This is a genomic window from Sphingomonas sediminicola (assembly GCF_049991885.1).
In the GTDB taxonomy this organism is placed as follows: Bacteria; Pseudomonadota; Alphaproteobacteria; order Sphingomonadales; family Sphingomonadaceae; genus Sphingomicrobium; species Sphingomicrobium sediminicola.
This window is the reverse complement of sequence record NZ_CP178916.1, coordinates 2699690-2718561: the sequence shown is the minus strand read 5'-3', so window position 1 is coordinate 2718561 and position 18872 is coordinate 2699690. Positions and strand designations below refer to the sequence as shown.

At 62.7% G+C, this 18872-nt stretch carries 18 protein-coding genes and 1 tRNA gene; 8 read left to right on the top strand and 11 right to left on the bottom strand.

All coding sequences use genetic code 11. From position 1 onward, the window contains the following. Positions 1-7 precede the first annotated feature (7 nt). Genes ACMC5O_RS14135 through ACMC5O_RS14125 form a run of 3 tightly spaced genes read right to left on the bottom strand, consistent with a single transcriptional unit; the run spans position 8 to position 6269 of the window. On the bottom strand, positions 8-1777 hold the full coding sequence (locus ACMC5O_RS14135) for an alpha-amylase family glycosyl hydrolase (protein ID WP_187708249.1): 1770 nt from the start codon (positions 1775-1777) through the stop codon (positions 8-10). Further along, positions 1777-3297 (bottom strand): tryptophan halogenase family protein, encoded by a 1521-nt coding sequence (locus ACMC5O_RS14130; RefSeq protein ID WP_426693043.1) that lies wholly within the window; start codon positions 3295-3297, stop codon positions 1777-1779. The genes ACMC5O_RS14135 and ACMC5O_RS14130 overlap by 1 nt, the downstream gene beginning before the upstream one ends. 59 nt (positions 3298-3356) lie before the next feature. Beyond that, positions 3357-6269: a TonB-dependent receptor gene (locus tag ACMC5O_RS14125; RefSeq protein WP_426693042.1), complete on the bottom strand. Its 2913-nt coding sequence runs from the start codon at positions 6267-6269 to the stop codon at positions 3357-3359. Between the two features lie 162 nt (positions 6270-6431). Here ACMC5O_RS14125 and ACMC5O_RS14120 point away from each other — a divergent pair, with 162 nt between their 5' ends. The 3 genes from ACMC5O_RS14120 (at position 6432) to ACMC5O_RS14110 (ending at position 9428) form a co-directional block, all read left to right on the top strand. Further along, on the top strand, positions 6432-7454 hold the full coding sequence (locus ACMC5O_RS14120) for a LacI family DNA-binding transcriptional regulator (protein WP_187708250.1): 1023 nt from the start codon (positions 6432-6434) through the stop codon (positions 7452-7454). A gap of 64 nt (positions 7455-7518) precedes the next feature. Further along, positions 7519-9021, top strand: a complete 1503-nt coding sequence (locus ACMC5O_RS14115) for an MFS transporter (protein ID WP_426693041.1) — start codon at positions 7519-7521, stop codon at positions 9019-9021. Further along, entirely contained in the window at positions 9018-9428 is a 411-nt protein-coding gene (locus ACMC5O_RS14110; RefSeq protein ID WP_426693040.1) for a hypothetical protein, read from the top strand. The genes ACMC5O_RS14115 and ACMC5O_RS14110 overlap by 4 nt, the downstream gene beginning before the upstream one ends. Here ACMC5O_RS14110 and msrB read toward each other — a convergent pair. The 4 genes from msrB to ACMC5O_RS14090 all read right to left on the bottom strand — a co-directional run bounded on the left by msrB (position 9425) and on the right by ACMC5O_RS14090 (position 12843). Next, entirely contained in the window at positions 9425-9922 is a 498-nt protein-coding gene (gene msrB, locus ACMC5O_RS14105; protein ID WP_187708252.1) for a peptide-methionine (R)-S-oxide reductase MsrB, read from the bottom strand. The genes ACMC5O_RS14110 and msrB overlap by 4 nt on opposite strands. A gap of 40 nt (positions 9923-9962) precedes the next feature. Next, the gene (gene fahA / locus ACMC5O_RS14100) at positions 9963-11252 is read right to left on the bottom strand and encodes a fumarylacetoacetase (RefSeq protein WP_426693039.1); all 1290 of its coding nucleotides are present in this window, start codon (positions 11250-11252) and stop codon (positions 9963-9965) included. Continuing rightward, the gene (gene hmgA, locus ACMC5O_RS14095; RefSeq protein WP_426693038.1) at positions 11252-12541 is read right to left on the bottom strand and encodes a homogentisate 1,2-dioxygenase; all 1290 of its coding nucleotides are present in this window, start codon (positions 12539-12541) and stop codon (positions 11252-11254) included. The genes fahA and hmgA overlap by 1 nt, the downstream gene beginning before the upstream one ends. 104 nt (positions 12542-12645) lie before the next feature. After that, positions 12646-12843 carry a hypothetical protein gene (locus tag ACMC5O_RS14090; RefSeq protein ID WP_187708253.1) on the bottom strand — a complete coding sequence of 66 codons (198 nt, stop codon included), beginning with the start codon at positions 12841-12843 and terminating at the stop codon, positions 12646-12648. 139 nt (positions 12844-12982) lie between these two features. Between ACMC5O_RS14090 and ACMC5O_RS14085 the strand changes: the two genes are divergently transcribed. After that, positions 12983-13243 (top strand): DUF2171 domain-containing protein, encoded by a 261-nt coding sequence (locus tag ACMC5O_RS14085; RefSeq protein ID WP_187708254.1) that lies wholly within the window; start codon positions 12983-12985, stop codon positions 13241-13243. Here ACMC5O_RS14085 and ACMC5O_RS14080 read toward each other — a convergent pair. Further along, a complete protein-coding gene (locus ACMC5O_RS14080) occupies positions 13240-13458 on the bottom strand; it encodes a KTSC domain-containing protein (protein ID WP_426693037.1) in 219 nt (72 codons plus the stop codon). The genes ACMC5O_RS14085 and ACMC5O_RS14080 overlap by 4 nt on opposite strands. A gap of 70 nt (positions 13459-13528) precedes the next feature. Between ACMC5O_RS14080 and maiA the strand changes: the two genes are divergently transcribed. From maiA to lldD, 3 genes are read left to right on the top strand one after another with little or no spacing between them, the layout of a single operon-like run. Beyond that, positions 13529-14170 carry a maleylacetoacetate isomerase gene (maiA, locus tag ACMC5O_RS14075; protein WP_426693036.1) on the top strand — a complete coding sequence of 214 codons (642 nt, stop codon included), beginning with the start codon at positions 13529-13531 and terminating at the stop codon, positions 14168-14170. Positions 14171-14214: 44 nt separating this feature from the next. Beyond that, positions 14215-14982, top strand: coding sequence for a class II aldolase/adducin family protein (locus ACMC5O_RS14070; protein WP_187709966.1), 768 nt, complete (start codon positions 14215-14217; stop codon positions 14980-14982). Positions 14983-14989: 7 nt separating this feature from the next. Continuing rightward, complete coding sequence (lldD, locus tag ACMC5O_RS14065; protein WP_187708255.1) at positions 14990-16132, top strand: FMN-dependent L-lactate dehydrogenase LldD; 1143 nt, start codon at positions 14990-14992, stop codon at positions 16130-16132. Between the two features lies 1 nt (position 16133). On the opposite strand, the gene ACMC5O_RS14060 is transcribed toward lldD, so the two are convergent. The 3 genes from ACMC5O_RS14060 to ACMC5O_RS14050 all read right to left on the bottom strand — a co-directional run bounded on the left by ACMC5O_RS14060 (position 16134) and on the right by ACMC5O_RS14050 (position 17948). Beyond that, positions 16134-16210 (bottom strand) — tRNA-Pro (locus ACMC5O_RS14060). Between the two features lie 93 nt (positions 16211-16303). Continuing rightward, positions 16304-17614: an FAD-dependent oxidoreductase gene (locus tag ACMC5O_RS14055; RefSeq protein WP_426693035.1), complete on the bottom strand. Its 1311-nt coding sequence runs from the start codon at positions 17612-17614 to the stop codon at positions 16304-16306. Positions 17615-17621: 7 nt separating this feature from the next. Then, entirely contained in the window at positions 17622-17948 is a 327-nt protein-coding gene (locus ACMC5O_RS14050) for a polyhydroxyalkanoic acid system family protein (protein ID WP_187708256.1), read from the bottom strand. Positions 17949-18012: 64 nt separating this feature from the next. Between ACMC5O_RS14050 and ACMC5O_RS14045 the strand changes: the two genes are divergently transcribed. Further along, a complete protein-coding gene (locus ACMC5O_RS14045; protein ID WP_187708257.1) occupies positions 18013-18834 on the top strand; it encodes a D-Ala-D-Ala carboxypeptidase family metallohydrolase in 822 nt (273 codons plus the stop codon). The last annotated feature ends 38 nt before the right edge of the window (positions 18835-18872 follow it).

Sequence of the window (18872 nt, the reverse complement as noted above, 5' to 3'; positions counted from 1 at the left end):
CGCCTCGTCAGCGAGCATCGCACACCGCATAGCCGAGTGGCGGAAGCATGATTTGTACGCTTCCCGGCGCAACAGAAGTGGCAGGGCATGCACCAGCGAGCGTCGTGAATTTCGAAGACGCGGTCTCCACGCGGACGTTCTGCTCGATCGGCTGCGTCGACGTGTTGAAGACCAGCAGCACCTCATGGCCGTCCGCTGGGTCGAAGCGCGACACTGCGAACAGACCCGGCTTCTCCGACGCGAAGCGCACGACTTGGCGGCCACGAGTCAGCGCCGGATTGCTCGTCCGAATATGGGCGAGCTTCGCGATCTCGCGGTAGATCGGGTGGTTGGTGTCGAAGTTCGACTGCGCGGTCGTCGCGTTCGTCCCGAGCAATTTGTCCTCGATGTAGGTGGCGACCCGAGAAGCGAACATGTCCTGCCGTGCATCCTGGTCGCCGCCTTTGCCGACGAAACCCTGCTCATCGCCCGAATAGATGGTCGGTACGCCACGCAGGGTCAGAAGCATCGCGTGACCCAGCAGGTCGCGCTTGAGCAGCTCTTCGTTGTCCGCCTGAAGCCCGAACATCTTGAGGAGCGCAGGGAAACGGCCGGCGTCATGATTGCCGAGAAATGTGGGTAGGCGCAGCGCAGCCTCGGTGCCACCCTCGTACAGGGCGTCGGCGCGGAACAGCTTCGCGAGCTCGTCGGTGCCGGCCTTACCCGCGACGACGTCAATCACGGCGCGCGCGAATGGAAAGTCCAAGACGCTCGGCAATTTGTCGACGCGCGTATTCACGGCCGTGTGCGCCGGGTCCATTTCGCTGGTCGCGACCTCGCCGAAGATATGGAAATTCGGAATGCCTTTGGAGCGAGCCCTCGCCATTATTGCCGGTGCGAATTGCGCCCAGAATTCCGGGTTCACATGCTGCGCGGTATCAATCCGGAAGCCGTCGACGCCGAACCGATCAATCCACGATCCGTAGATGTCGATCATCCCTTGCACGACGCGCGGATGTTCGGTGAACAAATCGTCCAGCCCGACGAAGTCGCCCATCTGGCTGGACTCGCCCTTGAACGTCGTGTCGCCCCGATTGTGATAGTAGATCGGTTCGTTGAGCCAGGCCGGGACCTTGATGGCCTTCTCCACCGGCTTGACCGTGATGGTGTAGGCGTAATTGGGGTCGATCAGCTTCGAGAAATCGCGCCCGTCGAAGTCGGGGTTGATCGCCGCGCCGCTGACGCCGCCGCGCCGCTGGTACGGATAGTCAGCGATGCTGCGGTACGGGCACTCGCCCTTTCCTTCGCACTCCCTCGGATAAAGGACGTCCGCCGTGTGATTGGCGATGATGTCCATGTAAACCTTCATGCCGCGCGCGTGCGCAGCATCGACGAAAGCCTTGAAGTCGGCGTCGGTGCCGAGATGGGGATCGACGCGGGTAAAGTCCGTCACCCAATAGCCGTGATAGCCGGCACTTTCCTGCCCCTTGTTGCCCTGCACAGGCTTGTTCTTGAAAATTGGCGACAACCAGACTGCGGTAGCGCCCATTCCCTGGATGTAATCCAGCCGTTTGGTCAGCCCCCTAAGATCGCCGCCATGGAAAAAGCCCTTGCTCGTCGGGTCGAAACCGGTGGCGAGACGGTCACCCTTCAATCCACCCCTGTCGTTGGACGCATCGCCGTTCTCGAAGCGATCTGGCAGCAGGAAGTAGATGACCTCGTCTTCGGGAAGACGCGCACGGTAATCGGCTGCGGGCGCCGCAGCGGCCATCGCAGCAAGCGCAATCATTAGCGGCATCAGGCGTGTACCTCTTTACGTCGTGCGGACTTCGCGAGCATTGAATCGACGAATTCGGCGTGCGTCGGCAATGCAGCTGCAGCGCTGCGATAAGTGGCCGCGAGCTTGGCGAGATACGCCGCCATTTCGTCACGTGGGAGAGCGGCGGCCAATGGCGAGAACGAGCGCGGCTCCAGGCCCTGCCCGATCATGACTTGCCCCCAGCCTTCCTCAGTGAAAAGCTCGTTGTCCTCGCGCACGATGATTGCGGCCTCTTCGAAGAGCGCGATCTTCTCGGCCAGCGTGGCAGGGATCGGCATGTCGCGGCACTGATCCCAGAACGGCTCCCCAATACGCCGGTTGGCTTTGTAGTGGAGGATCAGGAAGTCGCGGATCTGCTCCCACTCGGTCGCCGTTTGGCGGTTGAACTTTTCGCGGACCGCGGGACCGGCGGAAGCCTTCGGAAGGAATGTTAGCAATCGGGCGATCGAGGACTGGATCAGGTGAATGCTCGTGGATTCCAGTGGCTCCATGAAGCCCGCCGAAAGGCCTAGCGCGACGACATTGTGCGACCAGACCTGCTCGCGCATGCCAGCGGTAAACCGAAGCGGCCGCGGATCGTCGAGCGCATCCCCGTCGAGATGCTCGAGAAGGATCGACGCCGCTTCGTCGTCCGAAATCTGACTGCTGCAATAGACGTGGCCGTTGCCGGTCCGGTGCTGAAGAGGGATGCGCCATTGCCAGCCCGCCTTGCGCGCAATCGACTGCGTGAACGGGCGGAAGTTTTCGCTTCTCGCACACGGAACGGCGAGCGCCCGGTCGCACGGAAGATAATTCGACCAGTCGCGGAAACCAATGCCGAGCGTCTGTCCGAGCAGCAGTGAACGGAACCCGGTGCAATCCAGGAAGAAGTCACCTTCGATCCGGCGCCCGCCGTCGAGCAAAAGGGCAGCAACATCACCGCCCTGCTCATCGCGTTCGACGCTGTCGATCTTGCCCTCGATGCGAGTGACCCCGCGCTCCTCGGCGTACCGGCGGAGGAAGGCCGCGAAGAGCGACGCATCGAAATGATAGGCGTGAACCAGTCCGAGCGCTGAATTCGCCGGCCCCTCAGGGATGGCCATCCGGCCCATGCGAGCGGCGACCTCGTTGAAATAATAGTGGCCAAATTCCTCGGCGAGGCCGTGGGAACGCGCGCTGTGCCAAAGCTGGCGGAACGGGATAACGCCGACCGCGCGGCCGACGATTCCGAACGCATGCATGTAGCGATGGCCGGGCTCCAACCAGCCGTCGAACTCGATCCCGAGCTTGTAGGTAGCCTTCGTCTCGCGAACGATGTCCGCTTCGTGGAGGCCCAGTCCACCTATGAACAAGTGTATTTGCGGGATCGTCGCTTCGCCGACGCCGACAATGCCGATCGCATCGGATTCAACCAGAATGATCGAAGTGTTTCCGAGGAAACGAGACAGCGTGGCCGCGGCCATCCATCCGGCTGTGCCGCCGCCTACGACGACGATCCGGCGCTGACCCGTTTCACTCATGTCACTCTTTCATCGCGCGGACCCGGCGACGCTTCAAGCGCCACCGGGTTCGCTCAAGATCAGCCGCGTTCGGGCGCCGGTGGCGGCGGCGGAGGCGGAGGCGGCGGAACCGGGCAAGCGTCGGTCGCCAGGATCACCGATCCATCCGCGCAGGTCTGCGTCGGCGGCGGGGCCGGCGGCGGTGGTGGCGGAGGCGCCGGAGGTGGCGGCGGCGGCGGAGCCTCTGCACCGAACTTGTACGTGAAGCCCGCAAGGAAGCGGCGTCCGTAAGTCTGGTACTTCAGGAACTGGAGGTCGTTGCTCGCACCTTGCGGAAGCGTCTTCGAAGGCTCGTCGGTAAGGTTCTGACCCTGCACGTAGAGCGACAGCCCGCGAAGCATCGACGACGTCGGGAAATCATATCCGACTTGTGCGTCGAAGATGGTTTCCGACTGCACCACCTGCCGGTCGAGGCCCCCGCTGTAGAGCGCGAAATCGCCCAGATATTCCGACCGGTAGCGCATGCTGCCGCGGAGATTGAATCCGCTATTCTCATAGAAGGCGGTCAGGTTGCCGACCCACTTCGAATAGCCCGGGATCGAACTGTAATTCCCGTTGAAGTCCTTCACCTTGGTCTTCGTGTATCCAATACCGCCCGTCAGGCCGAAACCTGCTAGCGCGTCGGAGAACACGTCGAAAGGAAGGGTGCCGGCCAACTCGGCGCCGTAGATGTAACCGCCCTTGGTATTGACCTGCCCGAACAGAATGCCGTCTGTGCTGACCGGCGGAAGGTTGGTTGGAGGCGGATAGCCGCTGTAGTCGAACGCGGTGAACCCGCTCGCGATGTAGCGGTCCATGTGCTTGTAGAAAGTCTGGAGCGCGATGTAGCCCTTCGACCCGAAATACTTCTCGAAGTTCAGGTCGACGCCCGTCGCCGCATACGGCTTCAGGTCGGGATTGCCGCCGTCACCCCGGATGATACCGCCAAGGGATAGATCGGTGAAATAATTGAAGTTGTTGGCCATGTCCGGCATCCGAGGACGGATGTGCTGCTTGGATGCAGCGAACCGGATGATGAAGTCGTTCGGCATCCGGAACGACAGGTTCAGGCTGGGAAGGACTTCCCAATACTTTCGGCTCTTCGTGCTCGAGATGAGTCCTGACACGCCGCTCGCCCCGACCAGGCCTGTCGAGCTCTGGTCCGTGTGAACGAACTGCACACCAACGTTGCCGGTCAGTTCCGTGCTTCCGAGCTGCGCATTGATCACGCCCATGACGTACGGCGTCCACAGCTTTTCGCTGACCTTGTAGGCCTTCTGGTCGCCCCAGGGAGCCGGCACCACGTCGAGCACTCCGGCGTCGATCAGGTCGCGCGGATCGTAGGTCAGGATCGGCCCGATGCCGCGATCCAGTTCCACGGGATCGAGGATTAGATCCGATGGAACGGCGATCTCGTCCACGCCGCCCGCCGGGGTCAGATAGGCCTCGACCGCACGAAGCTTCTTGCTGCGATCAGTATAGCTCACGCCGAGCTTCACTGAACTCAGGAAGGAGTCGAGCTCGCGTTCGATCTCGAAATGAGCCTGCTTGAGGTCGTCTCGGGTCTTGCGAAGGTTGTCGTAGCCTGCCTGATTGATCGGCCCGTTGAACCAGCCCCAACCCTGGACGTCTGTGAGCATAATCATGTTCGGGTCCGAATAATCGAGGTTCGGGCTGAAGACAGGACCTTCGTCAGTCCAGCTGAAATCGATGTTGTCGGAGGCTCCGCTGCGCCCGCGGCCAGTACCGACTGTCGTCTGGAGGAACCGATCGCTGCGATCGGTGCGCGACCAGCTGAGGTCGGCGAATCCTCTCCATCCGCTGTGGCTGTCGAACGCGAGGTTCCAGCCGACGGAATAGAGGTCGGCGTCGCGATCGTTCGCATAGTTCTCGACGATGCCGAAAACGTTGTTGAAAGTGCCGCCGGTAACGAGGCCGTCCTCGGTGGTGACGTTGGTCAGCGGGAAATTGCCGAACGCCGGAAACTCGAACCCGCGCTGGTTCACGTGATCCTTGAAGTTCGAATAGAAGGCATCGACGGTCGTGGAAATATTGTCGCTCAGACGAGCCTGGATGGTACCGTTGATTCCGAGGCGCTTGAGGTCGCTGGATTCGACCCACATCTTCGTTCCGTTGAAGATCTGGCTGGAATCGGTCGAGCTCAGGTTGGAATAGCCCCAGGAATTCCAGTCCTTCGTCTGATAGGGCTCGTTCGTGTAGGACGCCGACAAGGCGATGCCGACATCGCCGTTGCCGAACTGGTCGACGTAGGTGCCGTACACGCGATAGCCCAGGTCGTGAGAATCAGGCTGCAGCTTCTGGTCGACGTAGCTCCCGCGCGCTCCCACCGCGATGATGCGCTTGCCGGCATCGAGCGGGCGGATCGTGCGAAGGTCGATCGTGCCGACGAGGCCCTGGCTGGTCAGATTTGCCGCCGGGGTCTTGTAGACGACGACCTGGTTCAGGATTTCAGACGGGAACTGGTCGAACTCGACCGCGCGCGAGTCATTCGTCGTGGTCTGTTCACGGCCATTCAGCGTCGTCACGGAGAAGTCCGGACCAAAGCCACGGATGGAGATGATGTTGGCGCGGCCCTGTGCACGCTGCGCCGAAATGCCCGGAAGGCGAGCAATCGATTCGCCGATGCCATTGTCCGGAAGCTTGCCGATATCTTCCGCGGTGACCGCTTCGACGACCTGGTCGGTCCGCTTCTTCGTGGATGTGGCGCTGGCGAGAGCGGCGCGGAAGCCCGTGACGACAATCGCCTTGTCCTCGCTGGCAGGCTCCTGAGCCGCCGCTTGATCGGTCGTTTCCTGCGCCGCTGCGGCCGTTGTGTCTGCCGGCTCAGTCGTTTCGGTTTGCGCGCTTGCGGGCGTTGCGGCCACGAAGCTCAATGCGAGCGCAAGCGGGCTCGCCGCGGCGGCCAGACGCAGGCGCGAAGACGTGATGATCATCGATTTCGTTCCCCTGATTCACGGCGTTTCGCCGCGACGACTTCCTGTTGGGCATGAAGCCCTCTCCCGAAGATGAGGGATATCAGAGGTTTCAGCCTGCGGAACGGGGTCCGCGCCTATACATACGTATTCAGCCCGCCTAATCTGCTCCGAGGGGAGAAGATGCAGAGGCGGCCGACCTCATTCGACATCGCAGCGCTTGCCGGCGTGTCGCAGCCGACGGTCTCGCGCGCCCTCAACAATAGCCCGTCGGTCAGCGCCGAAACCCGCGCACGCGTCCTCGCCGCCGCAGAACAGCTCAATTACAAGGTCGACAAGAATGCGTCGGGACTCCGGCGCAGCCGCTCAAGGACCCTCGCTCTGCTCTTTGAGGAAGCGACGGCCGACGATAACCTCATCAACCCGTTCTATCTGTCGATGCTCGGCGCGATGGTCCGCAAGTGCGCGGACACGGGGTACGACCTGCTCATTTCGTTCCAGCAGCTCTCGTCCGACTGGCACGTCGATTATGCCGACACGCACAAGGCGGACGGGCTCATTCTCCTTGGCTATGGCGACTACTTCCAGTCAGAGCCCCTACTTCATCGGCTGGTCGATCGCGGCACGCATTTCGTCCGCTGGGGATCCACTGGCGGATCCCAGCTTGGAGCAACGGTCGGCTCGGACAACGAGCAGGGCGGCTTCGATGCGACGGAGCATCTCTTGCAGAGCGGACGCCGGAAGGTCGCCTTCATCGGCACTGTCCGCCCCGGCTTCCAGGAATTCCACGACCGCTGGCGCGGCTATTGCCGGGCGCTAAAGGCTGCAGGCATCGAGCCGGACGACAGCCTCTGCGTCGATGCCGAGCCGAGCGAACAGGCGGGGCGCGATGCCGTCGATGAGCTCCGCCGACGCAACGTGGAATTTGATGCAGTGTTCGCCGCCAGCGATGTCGCTGCGATCGGCGCGATGCACGCGCTTCAGAAACTCGGCCGGGCGATACCGGAGGAGGTCGCGATCGTCGGCTTCGACGATATTCCCGCTGCAAGCCTTTCGAGCCCGCCCTTGAGCACCGTGCGCCAGGACTCCCGCAAAGCCGGTGAGAGACTGGTGGAAGCAGCCGTGGAGGCCGTCGAGTTCGGGACCGCACGCAACCAACTGCTGCCGGTCAAGCTGGTGATCCGGGACTCGAGCCGGCCCGCCTGACCGGGCGAATTGTCCAACGCCGATTGTTCTGCCAGCTTGTGCGCGAGCGCATGAGGGAGAGAGCATGCCTGTGAGCGAAAAACCCCGGCAGAGTCTCGCCGGGCTCTGGAATATTTCCTTCGGTTTCTTCGGCATCCAGATCGGCTTCGCGCTCCAGAACGCGAACATGTCGCGGATATTTCAGTCGTTGGGGTCGAGCCTGGACGATCTTCCGGCCTTGTGGGTCGCCGCCCCGCTGACCGGGCTGCTTGTCCAGCCGATCATCGGGCACATGTCCGACAAGACCTGGCTAGGCCGGCTTGGGCGGCGGCGTCCTTACTTCCTGACGGGCGCCATACTCGCCGCTCTTTCGCTACTGCTCATGCCGCTATCGCAAGTGCTGCTGATGGCCGCCTTGCTGCTGTGGGTGCTGGACGCCAGCCTCAACATTTCGATGGAGCCATTTCGCGCTTTTGTCGGCGACATGTTGCCGCGCGACCAACACACTGCGGGCTATGCGGTCCAAACCGCGTTTATCGGCGCAGGCGCCGTGGTTGGCTCGATCTTCCCGTACCTGCTCGAACATTGGGGCGTCGCGAATGAGGCCGGGGCTGGCCAGATCCCCGATACCGTTCGCTACAGCTTCTGGGCCGGTGGCGTCGCACTGTTCGCGGCGGTGATGTGGACGATCGTCACCACCCGCGAATATTCGCCTGAAGAGGTGAGCGCGTTCGATGACGGTGAAATCGCGCATGACGGGACCGTAACCATCCGTGCACTCGCTGCGCGAACGCTCACTACCAGCATCGTCTGGATCGCGGCTGGCGCCGCCATTGTTGCCGGCACCGACGCCTTCGGTCTTGAGAAAGAAGTCTATCTGCTCGGCGGCCTGCTGATCGCCTATGGCTTGGCATCGATCGTCGGAATCCAGATGGCGAGGGGCGGCCGATCTTCGAACATGCTGTCAAGCATCGTCGGTGACTTTTCGGGCATGCCGCCGCTGATGAAGAAGCTCGCGCTGGCGCAATTCTTCAGCTGGTCGGCCCTGTTCATCATGTGGATCAACACCACGCCGGTAGTCGCGCAATATTTCTTCAGCTCGGCCGACGCGAATAGCGCCGCCTACCAGGAAGGCGGCAATTGGGTTGGCGTACTCTTTGCGACCTACAACGGCGTTGCCGCAATCGCAGCGCTGACGATCCTGCCATTCCTCGCGCGTCGAATTGGCAAGGTCAAGACGCACATCATCGGGCTGCTTTGCGGCGCGCTCGGCTACGCGAGCTTCTTCCTGTTCAAGAATGCCAACCAGCTGTTGATCGCAGAAGTCGGTGTCGGCATCGCCTGGGCGTCGATCTTGGCAATGCCCTACGCCATCTTGGCTTCGAACCTGCCGCAGAAGAAGCTCGGCATCTACATGGGGCTGTTCAACGTCTTCATCGTCGTGCCCCAGTTGCTGGTCGCAACAGTGATGGGCTCGATCATGAAGGCGTTCTTCCCGGACGAGCCGATCTACACCATGGCCTTTGCAGCCGCTGTCATGGCGCTGGCTGCGCTGGCGATGACCCGCGTGAGTGAGGAGAAGGCATGAGCGACGAAGAGCAAATCGGCGCAGTTATCGACGAAATGTACGCGATGATTTCCGGTCCCGCGGGCCCTCGCGACTGGTCGCGACAGCGGAACAGCTTCCTGCCGGAAGCGAGGCAGGTCCGTACCTGGGTCGACGAGCAGGGGCGTCCGGAAATGAAGATGATGGGCCTCGACGACTATGCGGAGAACACGACGCCCTTTTTCACGACCAACAACTTCTACGAGATCGAGACGGCTCGCCGGATCGATGTGTTCGGCAACATGGCTCACGTCTGGAGCAATTACGAGGCGCGGACGTCGCTCGACGATGCCGAGCCCGAGCGTCGCGGAATCAACTCTATCCAGCTCTTCCGCCACCCCGAGGAAGGCTGGAAGATCATCTCGATGATCTGGGACAACGAGCGCTAAGCGGGGACGAACTTCAGGGCGAGCCCGTTCATGCAATAGCGAAGACCGGTCGGCCTTGGGCCATCGTCAAACACATGGCCCAAATGCCCGCCGCAACGGCGGCACAGCACCTCGGTTCGCTCCATGAACAGGCTGTGATCGGCTCTCGTCAATATTGCATTCGGCAAGGGACGGAAGAAACTTGGCCAGCCAGTGCCGCTGTCGAACTTCGTCGCCGAACTGAACAAAGGTAGGCCGCATCCGGCGCAAGCGAAGGTCCCGCGTCGATGCTCCTTGTTGAGCGGGCTGGAATAGGGCCGCTCCGTTCCAGCCTCGCGCAGGATGCGATAGCGCTCGGGTCCGAGACGTTTTCGCCAGTCACTGTCGCTTAGCGCGAATTCGAAGCTCCTGCTCGCGCCATTGGCTCGTCCAACGGACAAGAAAGTCAGCGCCGCTCCGGCGGCTCCGGCGACGCCGATGAAGGCCCGCCTATTGATGTTCGTAAGTTCAGTCATCTGAACTCAGATTCGCGCCATCACCCAAAAAAGTTACAGGCTAATATGCGGAGACCACTCGTCCTACGCACTCGCCGAGCCCGATCCGCACTGCGCCCTCACGCTCACACCAGGCGCGTAGCGTCACCTCATCGCCATCTTCAAGGAAGCTACGCTTCTCGCCGGATTGCAGCTCGATCGGCTGCTTCCCGCCGCGGCTGATCTCGAGCAGCGAGCCCAGACCTTGATCGCTGTCATTCGACAGCGTCCCTGTGCCGATCAGGTCACCCGGCTGGAGGTTGCAGCCGTTCGACGAATGGTGGGTCACGATCTGCGCCGCGCTCCAGTACATCGCCGAATCCGCCCGGCCGCGCGACAGCACATGAGGCGCCTGGCGCTGCTGCCGCATCTTCTCGGTGGAAAGCGTAACCTCGAGCTGAATGCTCAGCCCCCCGCTCTGACGGTCGGCATCATTGCTCAAATAAGGTAGCGGGTCGGGATCGCCTTCCGGCCGCGGCGGCATCGGCGTGCGGAACGGCGCAAGCGCGTCGGCACTGACGATCCACGGCGAAATACTGGTCAGGAAGTTCTTGGCGAGGAAGGGCCCGAGCGGCTGATATTCCCACGCCTGCAGATCGCGCGCGGACCAGTCGTTGAGCAGGCAATATCCCGCGATGTGCTGACCGGCTTCGCCGATCGGAATCGGCTGGCCGAGGTCGTTCCCCCGCCCAATCCAGATGCCGAGCTCCAGCTCGTAATCGAGACGCCGGCTTGGCCCATATTCCGGAGCATCGGCCTCCGGAGGCTTGCGTTGGCCTCTGGGCCGGACCACCGGCTCGCCCGATGCCCGTACCGAGCTTGCACGGCCATGATAGCCGATCGGCACATATTTGTAGTTCGGAAGCAGCGGATTGTCCGGCCGGAACTGCTTCCCGACGTTCGTCGCGTGGTGAATCCCGACGTAGAAGTCGGTGTAATCGCCGATCAGGCAGGGCAGGTGCATCCGCACTTCGCTCTGGCCGATCAGGTTTATCTCGACATCGTCGCGATAGCGTTCGTCGCTCAGGATTTCGGACAAGCGCTGGCGCAACGCGCGATGCGCTTCCGGACCGCGCGACAACCAGGCGTTGAGGATCGGCTGCGACAAATCCTCGCGCCACTCCTCATCGAGAAGGTCGGCTGATGCAGTGAGGTCGAGAATATAATCGCCGATCGCGACCCCGGGCCGCCGAAGACCCTTCGCCTCCGAGAAGATTCCGATCGGTAGGCTCTGGATCGGAAAGTCGCTGCCGGGCTCAGCGCCCTCAACCCAGCTGGCGAGCTTCGGATCGTGCGTCTGGTCCAATGTCATTACCGCAACTTCGCCTTTGGGAAGCCCGCCCAGGCTTCGTCATAATCGGGCTGCGCTCGGTCGAGCGCGAACTGTGTCGGCCGGTACGGCCAGCAAGTCTCGACCATGAAGGCGAGCGTGCTTTCGATCTTGGCCGGCTTCAGCTCGGCCTCGCTCGCTTTCTTCCAGCTTTCGACATCGGGACCGTGCCCGCTCATCAGGTTGTGCAACGACAGACCCCCGGGTGCGAAGCCCTCTGCCTTCGCGTCATATTCACCGTAGATCAGCCCCATTGCCTCGCTCATCACGTTGCGGTGGAACCAGGGCGGCCGGAACGTGTCCTCGGCGACCATCCAGCGCGGCGGAAAGATCACGAAATCCGCGTTCGCCCTGCCCGGCACGTTGCTCGGGCTGGTCAGCACCGTGAAGATCGACGGATCAGGGTGGTCGTAGCTGACGGTACCGATCGTGTTGAAGCGGTTCAGGTCGTAGCGGCACGGAACGTAATTCCCATGCCAGCCGACCACGTCGAGCGGCGAATGATCGAGCGTCGTCGTCCACAGGCTGCCCAGATATTTCTGGATGACCTCGGTCGGTTCGTCGCGGTCCTCGTAGGATGCGACCGGCACCTCGAAATCGCGCGGATTGGCGAGGCCGTTTGCGCCGATCGGGCCAAGGTCAGGAAGGCGAAAAGGAAGGCCGTGGTTCTCGGCGACATATCCGCGCGCCTCGCCGTCCAGCAGCCTGACGCGGAACCTCACGCCTCTCGGAATCAGCGCAATGTCGCCCGGACCCGCTTCGATTCGGCCGAGCTCGGTCTGCAGCTCGATCGGGCCTTCCTGCGGGATGATCAGCAGCTCGCCGTCCGCGTTGATGAAGACGCGGCTCTCCATGTTCCGCTGGGCCCGGTAGAGGTGCACCGCTACGCCTTCGAGATCCGACGGATCGCGGTTTGCGAGCATGGTCACCATGCCGTCGACGAAATCGGCGCCGGAAGGAAGGTCGCCGGGAGGGTTCCAGCGCAAGCGATTGGGCGCGAGCGGCTGCTTCACCGTCCCCGGCGCAAACAGCTTCGCGCCTTCATAACGCACGAACGGACGATGGTCCGCCGTCGGTCGCAGGCGGTAGAGCCAACTCCGCAGGTTCTCGTGACGAGGTGCCGTGAAGGCGCTCCCGGACAATTGTTCGGCGTACAGGCCGAAGGCCGGCCGCTGCGGGCTGTTCCGGCCCTTCGGGAGTGCGCCCTCGACAGCTTCGCTTTCGAAATGGCCGCCAAAGCCGCTCATGTAGCGGAGATCCGTACCCTGCATCGGGCCGCGTTAGAACTTGGAAGCGACAAGTTCAAACGGGCGCAGCCCCTGTTGGAACTGCGCCCGAGCCGCGCGGGACTCGCCTACCGCGCGTTTTGGTCGACCTAGTTGACGTTGACGTTGATCTGGTCGGGGACCTTTACCTCGGTCTTGCTCCCGAAGCCCAGCTGATCACGGAAAAGGAAGAGCAGGACCAATACGACGATTATCAGCAGGACCACGGCGAGGACGCCTCCTCCGCCGCCACCGCCGTCAGTCTCGATTACGGTCGTGCGTTCCACTTCGTCACGATCGTCGGCCATGGCATTACTCCCTGTTACTCTGTTGTTATGGCGAAACGAACGAAGCTCGCGGACTGCGGTTCCGATGTCCGGCACGGAACCTTTGCGCTATGAGCGCCTTACGTCCTGCAGTTCGAGCACAAGCAAAGAGGAGACGGGGATGAGCAGCCTGGATCAAGTCCGCGAGCATATGCAGGTTATTGATGCCGAGGGCACGCCGCTCGGAAAGGTCGACAAGATCGAGGGCGACCGGATCAAGCTTACCCGTGACAGCAGCGGTGCCGGCTCGCATGAAGGTCATCACCACTTCATCCCGGCGGGGCTGGTCGCGGACGTCGAAGGCGAAACCGTTCGCCTCTCGGCGCGGATCGATGCGGTCGAAAGCATCTTTCAGACCGAAGAGGGCGGCGAGAACAGCTAGGCTCGTCCCCCGTCCGCGGGAGCAAGCTCCCGGCAGGGAAATCGTTCGCGGAAGTGGCGATTGAAGTGTGCGCCCTTTGAAAAGGCGCCACGAAATGCCTGCACGTCCTCTGGGGGAACGTCCGAGTAAATGTACCGGCGGCCTCTCACGAACTCGACCGTGAGCTCGCGGGACCCGGGAGCATAAAGAAAACGGCGGATGACGGTCGACGGCATGGAGCGATAAACGCGCAGGGCGCGGAACTTGTCGCATGACGGCGTCGGTGCGAACGGCTAATCGGCAGCCATGCCGCAAGCCATCCTTCACGATTACTACCGATCTTCCGCCTCCTATCGCGTCAGGATCGCGCTGAACATCAAAGGCGTCGAATACGAGCGCCGGCCGGTGAACCTGCTCGAGGGCCAACAGCAGTCCGATGAGTATCGCGCACTGAACCCGCAGGGGTTCGTTCCGATGCTCGAGATCGACGGTCACCGGCTGGTCCAGAGCCTGGCGATCATCAACTACCTCGACTTGCGGTTTCCCACTCCGCCCCTGATCCCTACGCCTGCCGCCGAGCGGGCGCATGTGGTGGCCATGGCGATGATGGTCGCTTGCGACATCCATCCATTGAACAACCTTCGGGTTCTCAAATATCTGAAGAACGAGCTCGGCCATTCCCAGGAAGAGGTCGATGCGTGGTACGCGCACTGGATCAGCGAGGGCTTGCCGGCGTTGGAAACTTTCGCCGCGCCGAGAGCTGGGACGTTCCTCTTCGGCGATGCGCCGACCGCGGCCGACGTCTGCCTGGTTCCGCAGCTTTTCAACGCTCGCCGCTTCAACGTTCCGCTTGACGGCTACCCGACGCTGGTGCGAGCCGATGAGAACGCGAACCGGCTGGAGGCTTTCGCGGCCGCCCATCCGGACCGGCAGGAGGTGCCACAATGAACCGCGTGGACTCGATCAATCGCGGAATGAACGACACGAAGCCGATGGAGTCGGTCGAAATCCCGTCGCTCCGGGGCAAAGTCAGCGACGAAGAATGGGCGATCCGCGAAGACCTCGCCGCAGCCTATCGCTTGGTAGCCCACTACGGTTGGGACGACCTCATCTTCACCCACCTTTCGGCGCGCATCCCGGGGCCGGAACATCACTTCCTGCTCAATCCCTACCAACTGATGTTCGAGGAAGTGACGGCCTCGTCGCTCGTGAAGGTCGACGTCAACGGCAATCCGGTCGAGCCGACGCCGTTCATCACCAATCCCGCAGGCTTCACCATCCACTCGGCGATCCACATGGCGCGAGAAGATGCACACGCCGTGATGCACCTCCACACGCCTGCGGGGCAGGCGGTATCCGCCCATCAGGAAGGTCTCCTTCCGCTGACACAGACGGCGATGCTGATCCGCGGTGAAGTGTCGTTCCACGATTATGAAGGCGTCGCAGTCGACCTCGACGAGCGCGACCGGCTGGTCGCGGACCTGGGCACGAAGAATGCGATGATCCTGCGCAACCACGGCACGCTCGCGGTCGGCAAGAACGTCGGCGAGTGCTTCATCCGCCTCTACTATTTGGAGCGGGCCTGCCAGGCGCAGATCATGGCCCTCTCGGCCGGCGACCAGATCAACAGACCGCCACAGGGTGCTCCGGAAATCACGGCGCAGCAGGGTGCGGTCGGGCTACCGCTTGCGGCGAACTTGTTGGCATGGCCGGCGCTCAAACGGAAAGCGTATCGCCTCGATCCCAAGTTCGCGACCTGAAGGCTGAATGCGGAAGGCGGCTAACGTCGACGACTATCGCGAGCTTGCGCGAGCTCGCCTTCCGCACTTCCTGTTCGAATATCTTGACGGCGGTTCTTACGACGAAGTGACTCTCGCCGCGAACATGCGGGATCTGCGCGACGTTACACTCCGCCAACGCGTTCTACGTGACGTTTCGAAGATAGATCTGACGACCGAACTATTCGGCCAGAAATGGTCCTTGCCGGTTGGCCTTTGCCCGATCGGGCTTGCCGGAATGTATGCCCGCCGAGGAGAGGTGCAGGCAGCGCGAGCAGCCCGCGCGGCTGGCGTTCCATTCACATTATCGTCGCTGAGCGTCTGCCCCGTTCGGGAGATCGCCGGCGAGCTTCAATCGCCCTTCTGGCTCCAGCTCTACATCATCAAGGATCGAGGCTTTGTCCGCGACCGGCTCGCGCAGGCTGGTGAAGCGAAGTGCGGCGCCCTGCTGCTGACCGTCGACCTTCCTGTCTCTGGTAGTCGCTACCGGGATCACCGGTCGGGGCTTTCGGGAGGCACGCGGATGCGGCGCGCCATTCAGGCGCTTACTCGTCCCCGCTGGGCTTGGGATGTGGGGTTGCAAGGGCGGCCGCACAGCCTCGGCAATCTCGAACCAGTCCTCGGCAAGGACACCGGCCTCGAAGATTATTTCGGCTGGATCGGCGCTAATTTCGACCCATCGATTACCTGGGACGACGTCGACTGGGTCCGCGCAAATTGGGACGGACCCTTGATCATCAAGGGCATACTCGAGCCTGACGTAGCCCGGGCAGCCGTGACCAACGGTGTCGACGGCATCGTCGTCTCGAATCACGGAGGCCGTCAGCTCGACGGAGCATCGTCGACCGCTCGCGCCCTGCCCTCGATCGCCGAGGCCGTCGACGGCAAACTCCCGATCCTCGTCGACGGAGGCGTTCGCTCAGGCCTCGATGTCGTCCGGATGATCGCGCTCGGTGCCGACTTCGTCCTAATCGGACGAGCGTGGGCTTACGCGCTGGCGAGCCGTGGCGAAGCCGGCGTAACGCACGTGCTCAAGCTGATCGAAGCAGAAATGCGCGTCGCAATGGCGCTAACGGGGTGCACTACGATCTCCGGGATCAACGCGGAGATCATCGATCCGCGTCAGCGGTGAATGGTCGGGGAGAGAGGATTCGAACCTCCGGCCCCTGCCTCCCGAAGACAGTGCTCTACCAGGCTGAGCTACTCCCCGACCGGAACCCGCTTTGAGTTGCGACCGGCGGTCGCGGCGGGAGCCAAGGCCGCGGCTAGATAGATGGGGGAATCGGCAAGCGCAACCCGGCAATCACCGGCCGAGGGCAGACAGCCAATCTTCGACCCGGACGAACTTCTCGCGCGGACTTCCCGGCCGGGCCTGTCCCACCTCGGTTTCCTCAATTTTCCGCCAATCGTCATAGTCGGTCGGCATGATTCCGCGTTCGTTGAGCAGCCGCTTGAGGCCTTCCGCGCCCGCGCGGTCGCTGTTGGCGGCCGCCGGCATGGCCGTCGCAACCTGCTCCGCAACTTCGTAACCGTCGGGGCGGTTGGTCCCGATCGTCCCGGTCGGGCCCCGACGAGCCCAGCCGACCGCATACAGCCGGTCACCAATGATCCCGCCTTCGTTGCGAAATTTTCCGCCACGCTCGTCGTAGGGGACGCCTGCCATCTGCGGCGTCGAATATCCGATCGCAGTGATCACCAACGACGCGGGCACTTCATAGGTCTCGCCAGTGCCCCTCGCCGCGCCATTCTCGTCGAGCTCGGTGCGCTCGACGATGATCCGCTCTGCCTTGCCGTTACCCTCGATCCGCAGCGGCTTGGCGAAGAAATCGAAGACCATCCGCTTCGGCTTGGCCGGGTCAGCCGGCGTTCCCGCGAACTCCCGCAGGATCGTGATCGACTTGCGGTGCCCCGGCTCGAGCGCATCGTCGGCCTCCATGGGCGGGAAGTCGGCGGCGTCCACGACCGGCGACGCCTCTTCCAGGTGGCCAAGCTCGCCGAGTTCCTTCGGGGTCATCGCGATCTGGTGCGGTCCGCGCCGGCCGAGGATTGTAACCGTGCGGATCGCCGATCCGTCGAGCGCCTCCAGCGCGTGCCCGACGATGTCCGACCCTTCGAACTCATGCGGGGTCTTCGACAGGATCCGCGCGCAATCGAGCGCGACATTGCCGTTGCCGATAACCGCCGCATGCGTGCCGCCCAGCGGTGGATCGAGGTCGGCAAACTCGGGATGACCGTTGTACCAGCCGACAAATTCGGCAGAGCCGACGACGCCAGCAAGATCTTCGCCGGGAATGCCGAGCTTGCGATCATGCGGCGCCCCGATCGCGAGGATCACGGCGTCGTAGAGTTCGAGCAGTTCCTCGACCGATACATCGCGGCCGACCGTCACATTACCTATGAAGTCGACGCCGGGCTCGTCCGCCACCTTGTCGTAGCGCTTGGACACGGCCTTCAGCGACTGGTGATCAGGCGCAACTCCGAACCGGATCAGGCCGTACGGAACGGGATAGCGGTCGAGGATGTTGATCCTTGCCTTGTCCCCGTACGTCTTGCTCAAAGCCTCCGCAGTGTAAAAGCCCGCTGGGCCGGAGCCGACGACCGCGAAATGGCGCATGCAGCAATCAGTCCTTCTTGCTCTTGTCTTCCAGTAGAAGATCGCGGCCCTTCATATTCAGGGCCGCCTCGATCGGCGCGGCAAAGAACGCCAGCATACCCGGAAGCATCACCCGGCAGCGAACCTTCGTCTCTTCGACATCGATCAAGGCGGCGACTTTCTGCCCCATTGCCGTGATGTCGAGATTGAGCTGGTCGCCCACCCATTTGGAACTCACCTGCGCAGCGCCGCCCGGGATATGATCCTCAAGCCTGTGTACGTTGCCGGCGATACGCCGCCGCGCTTCCTCCCGGCCCAGCTTGTGCGGCAGCTCGACTTCGACCGGGCGCTCCATTGCTGCGACGATGGGCTGGCATTCAGCGCTTTGCAAGCCGCCGGGTAGGAGTATCATGGGCGCAATGCGTTGGATCGTGAGCCTTTTGCTATTCGTCGCGGCCCCGGCCGCTGCCCAGATGACGGTCTATCCTCCGTCTTCGAATGCCGTGCCGGTGCCGATGCATGCCGGCTGGAACCCCGCCGCCGACTACATCTCGATCGGCCAAGACGAGCCCGGCTACCGCAGCTGGTACGCGGCGGGACCAAGGCATGCGGGGGCGGTAAAGTCCTTCAATGCCTACCTGACCGAATGGGGTGTTTCCGGCATCCTTCCGACCTGGCAGATTCTGCGCACGGCGACGTCCTGGCAGCGGTGCGGTGGAGCGCCGTTCGAGGTCCCGCCGACGACCGAGTGGCCGCACATCGTTCAGACGCTTCGCTACATAAAGGATTACGTCGTCCCAACCGTGGGCCCGGTCGAGGCCGTGTCCGCTTACCGCAACCCAAATCTAAACGTCTGCGCGGGTGGAGCTCCCGAGAGCGCGCACAAGCATTATTCGGCGATCGACATGGTCCCGCTCCGGCAGACGACGCGCGAGGAGCTGATGCGGAAGCTGTGCGCGGTCCATGCCCGGCGCGGCACGGATTATTCGGTCGGGCTCGGCTTCTACGCCTTCCTGCGCTTCCATGTGGATACGACCAAGTACCGGCGCTGGGGTGCTGATCCCAACGTTGCCAGTTGCCCGGCGATCATCAAGCCGAGCGATCTGGCGTCGGTAACGATGGGTCCGCAGACTCAGCCAACCGCCGAACCGGCGACGACGATCGGCGCAAAGGTCGTCTATGCGCCTCACGGAACAGACCCTTTGGCACCAACGCCCGTTTCAACGGACACCCAGCCCTAGCATCCTGTCCCTTGAGTGGTTTAACGGCCACACCATAT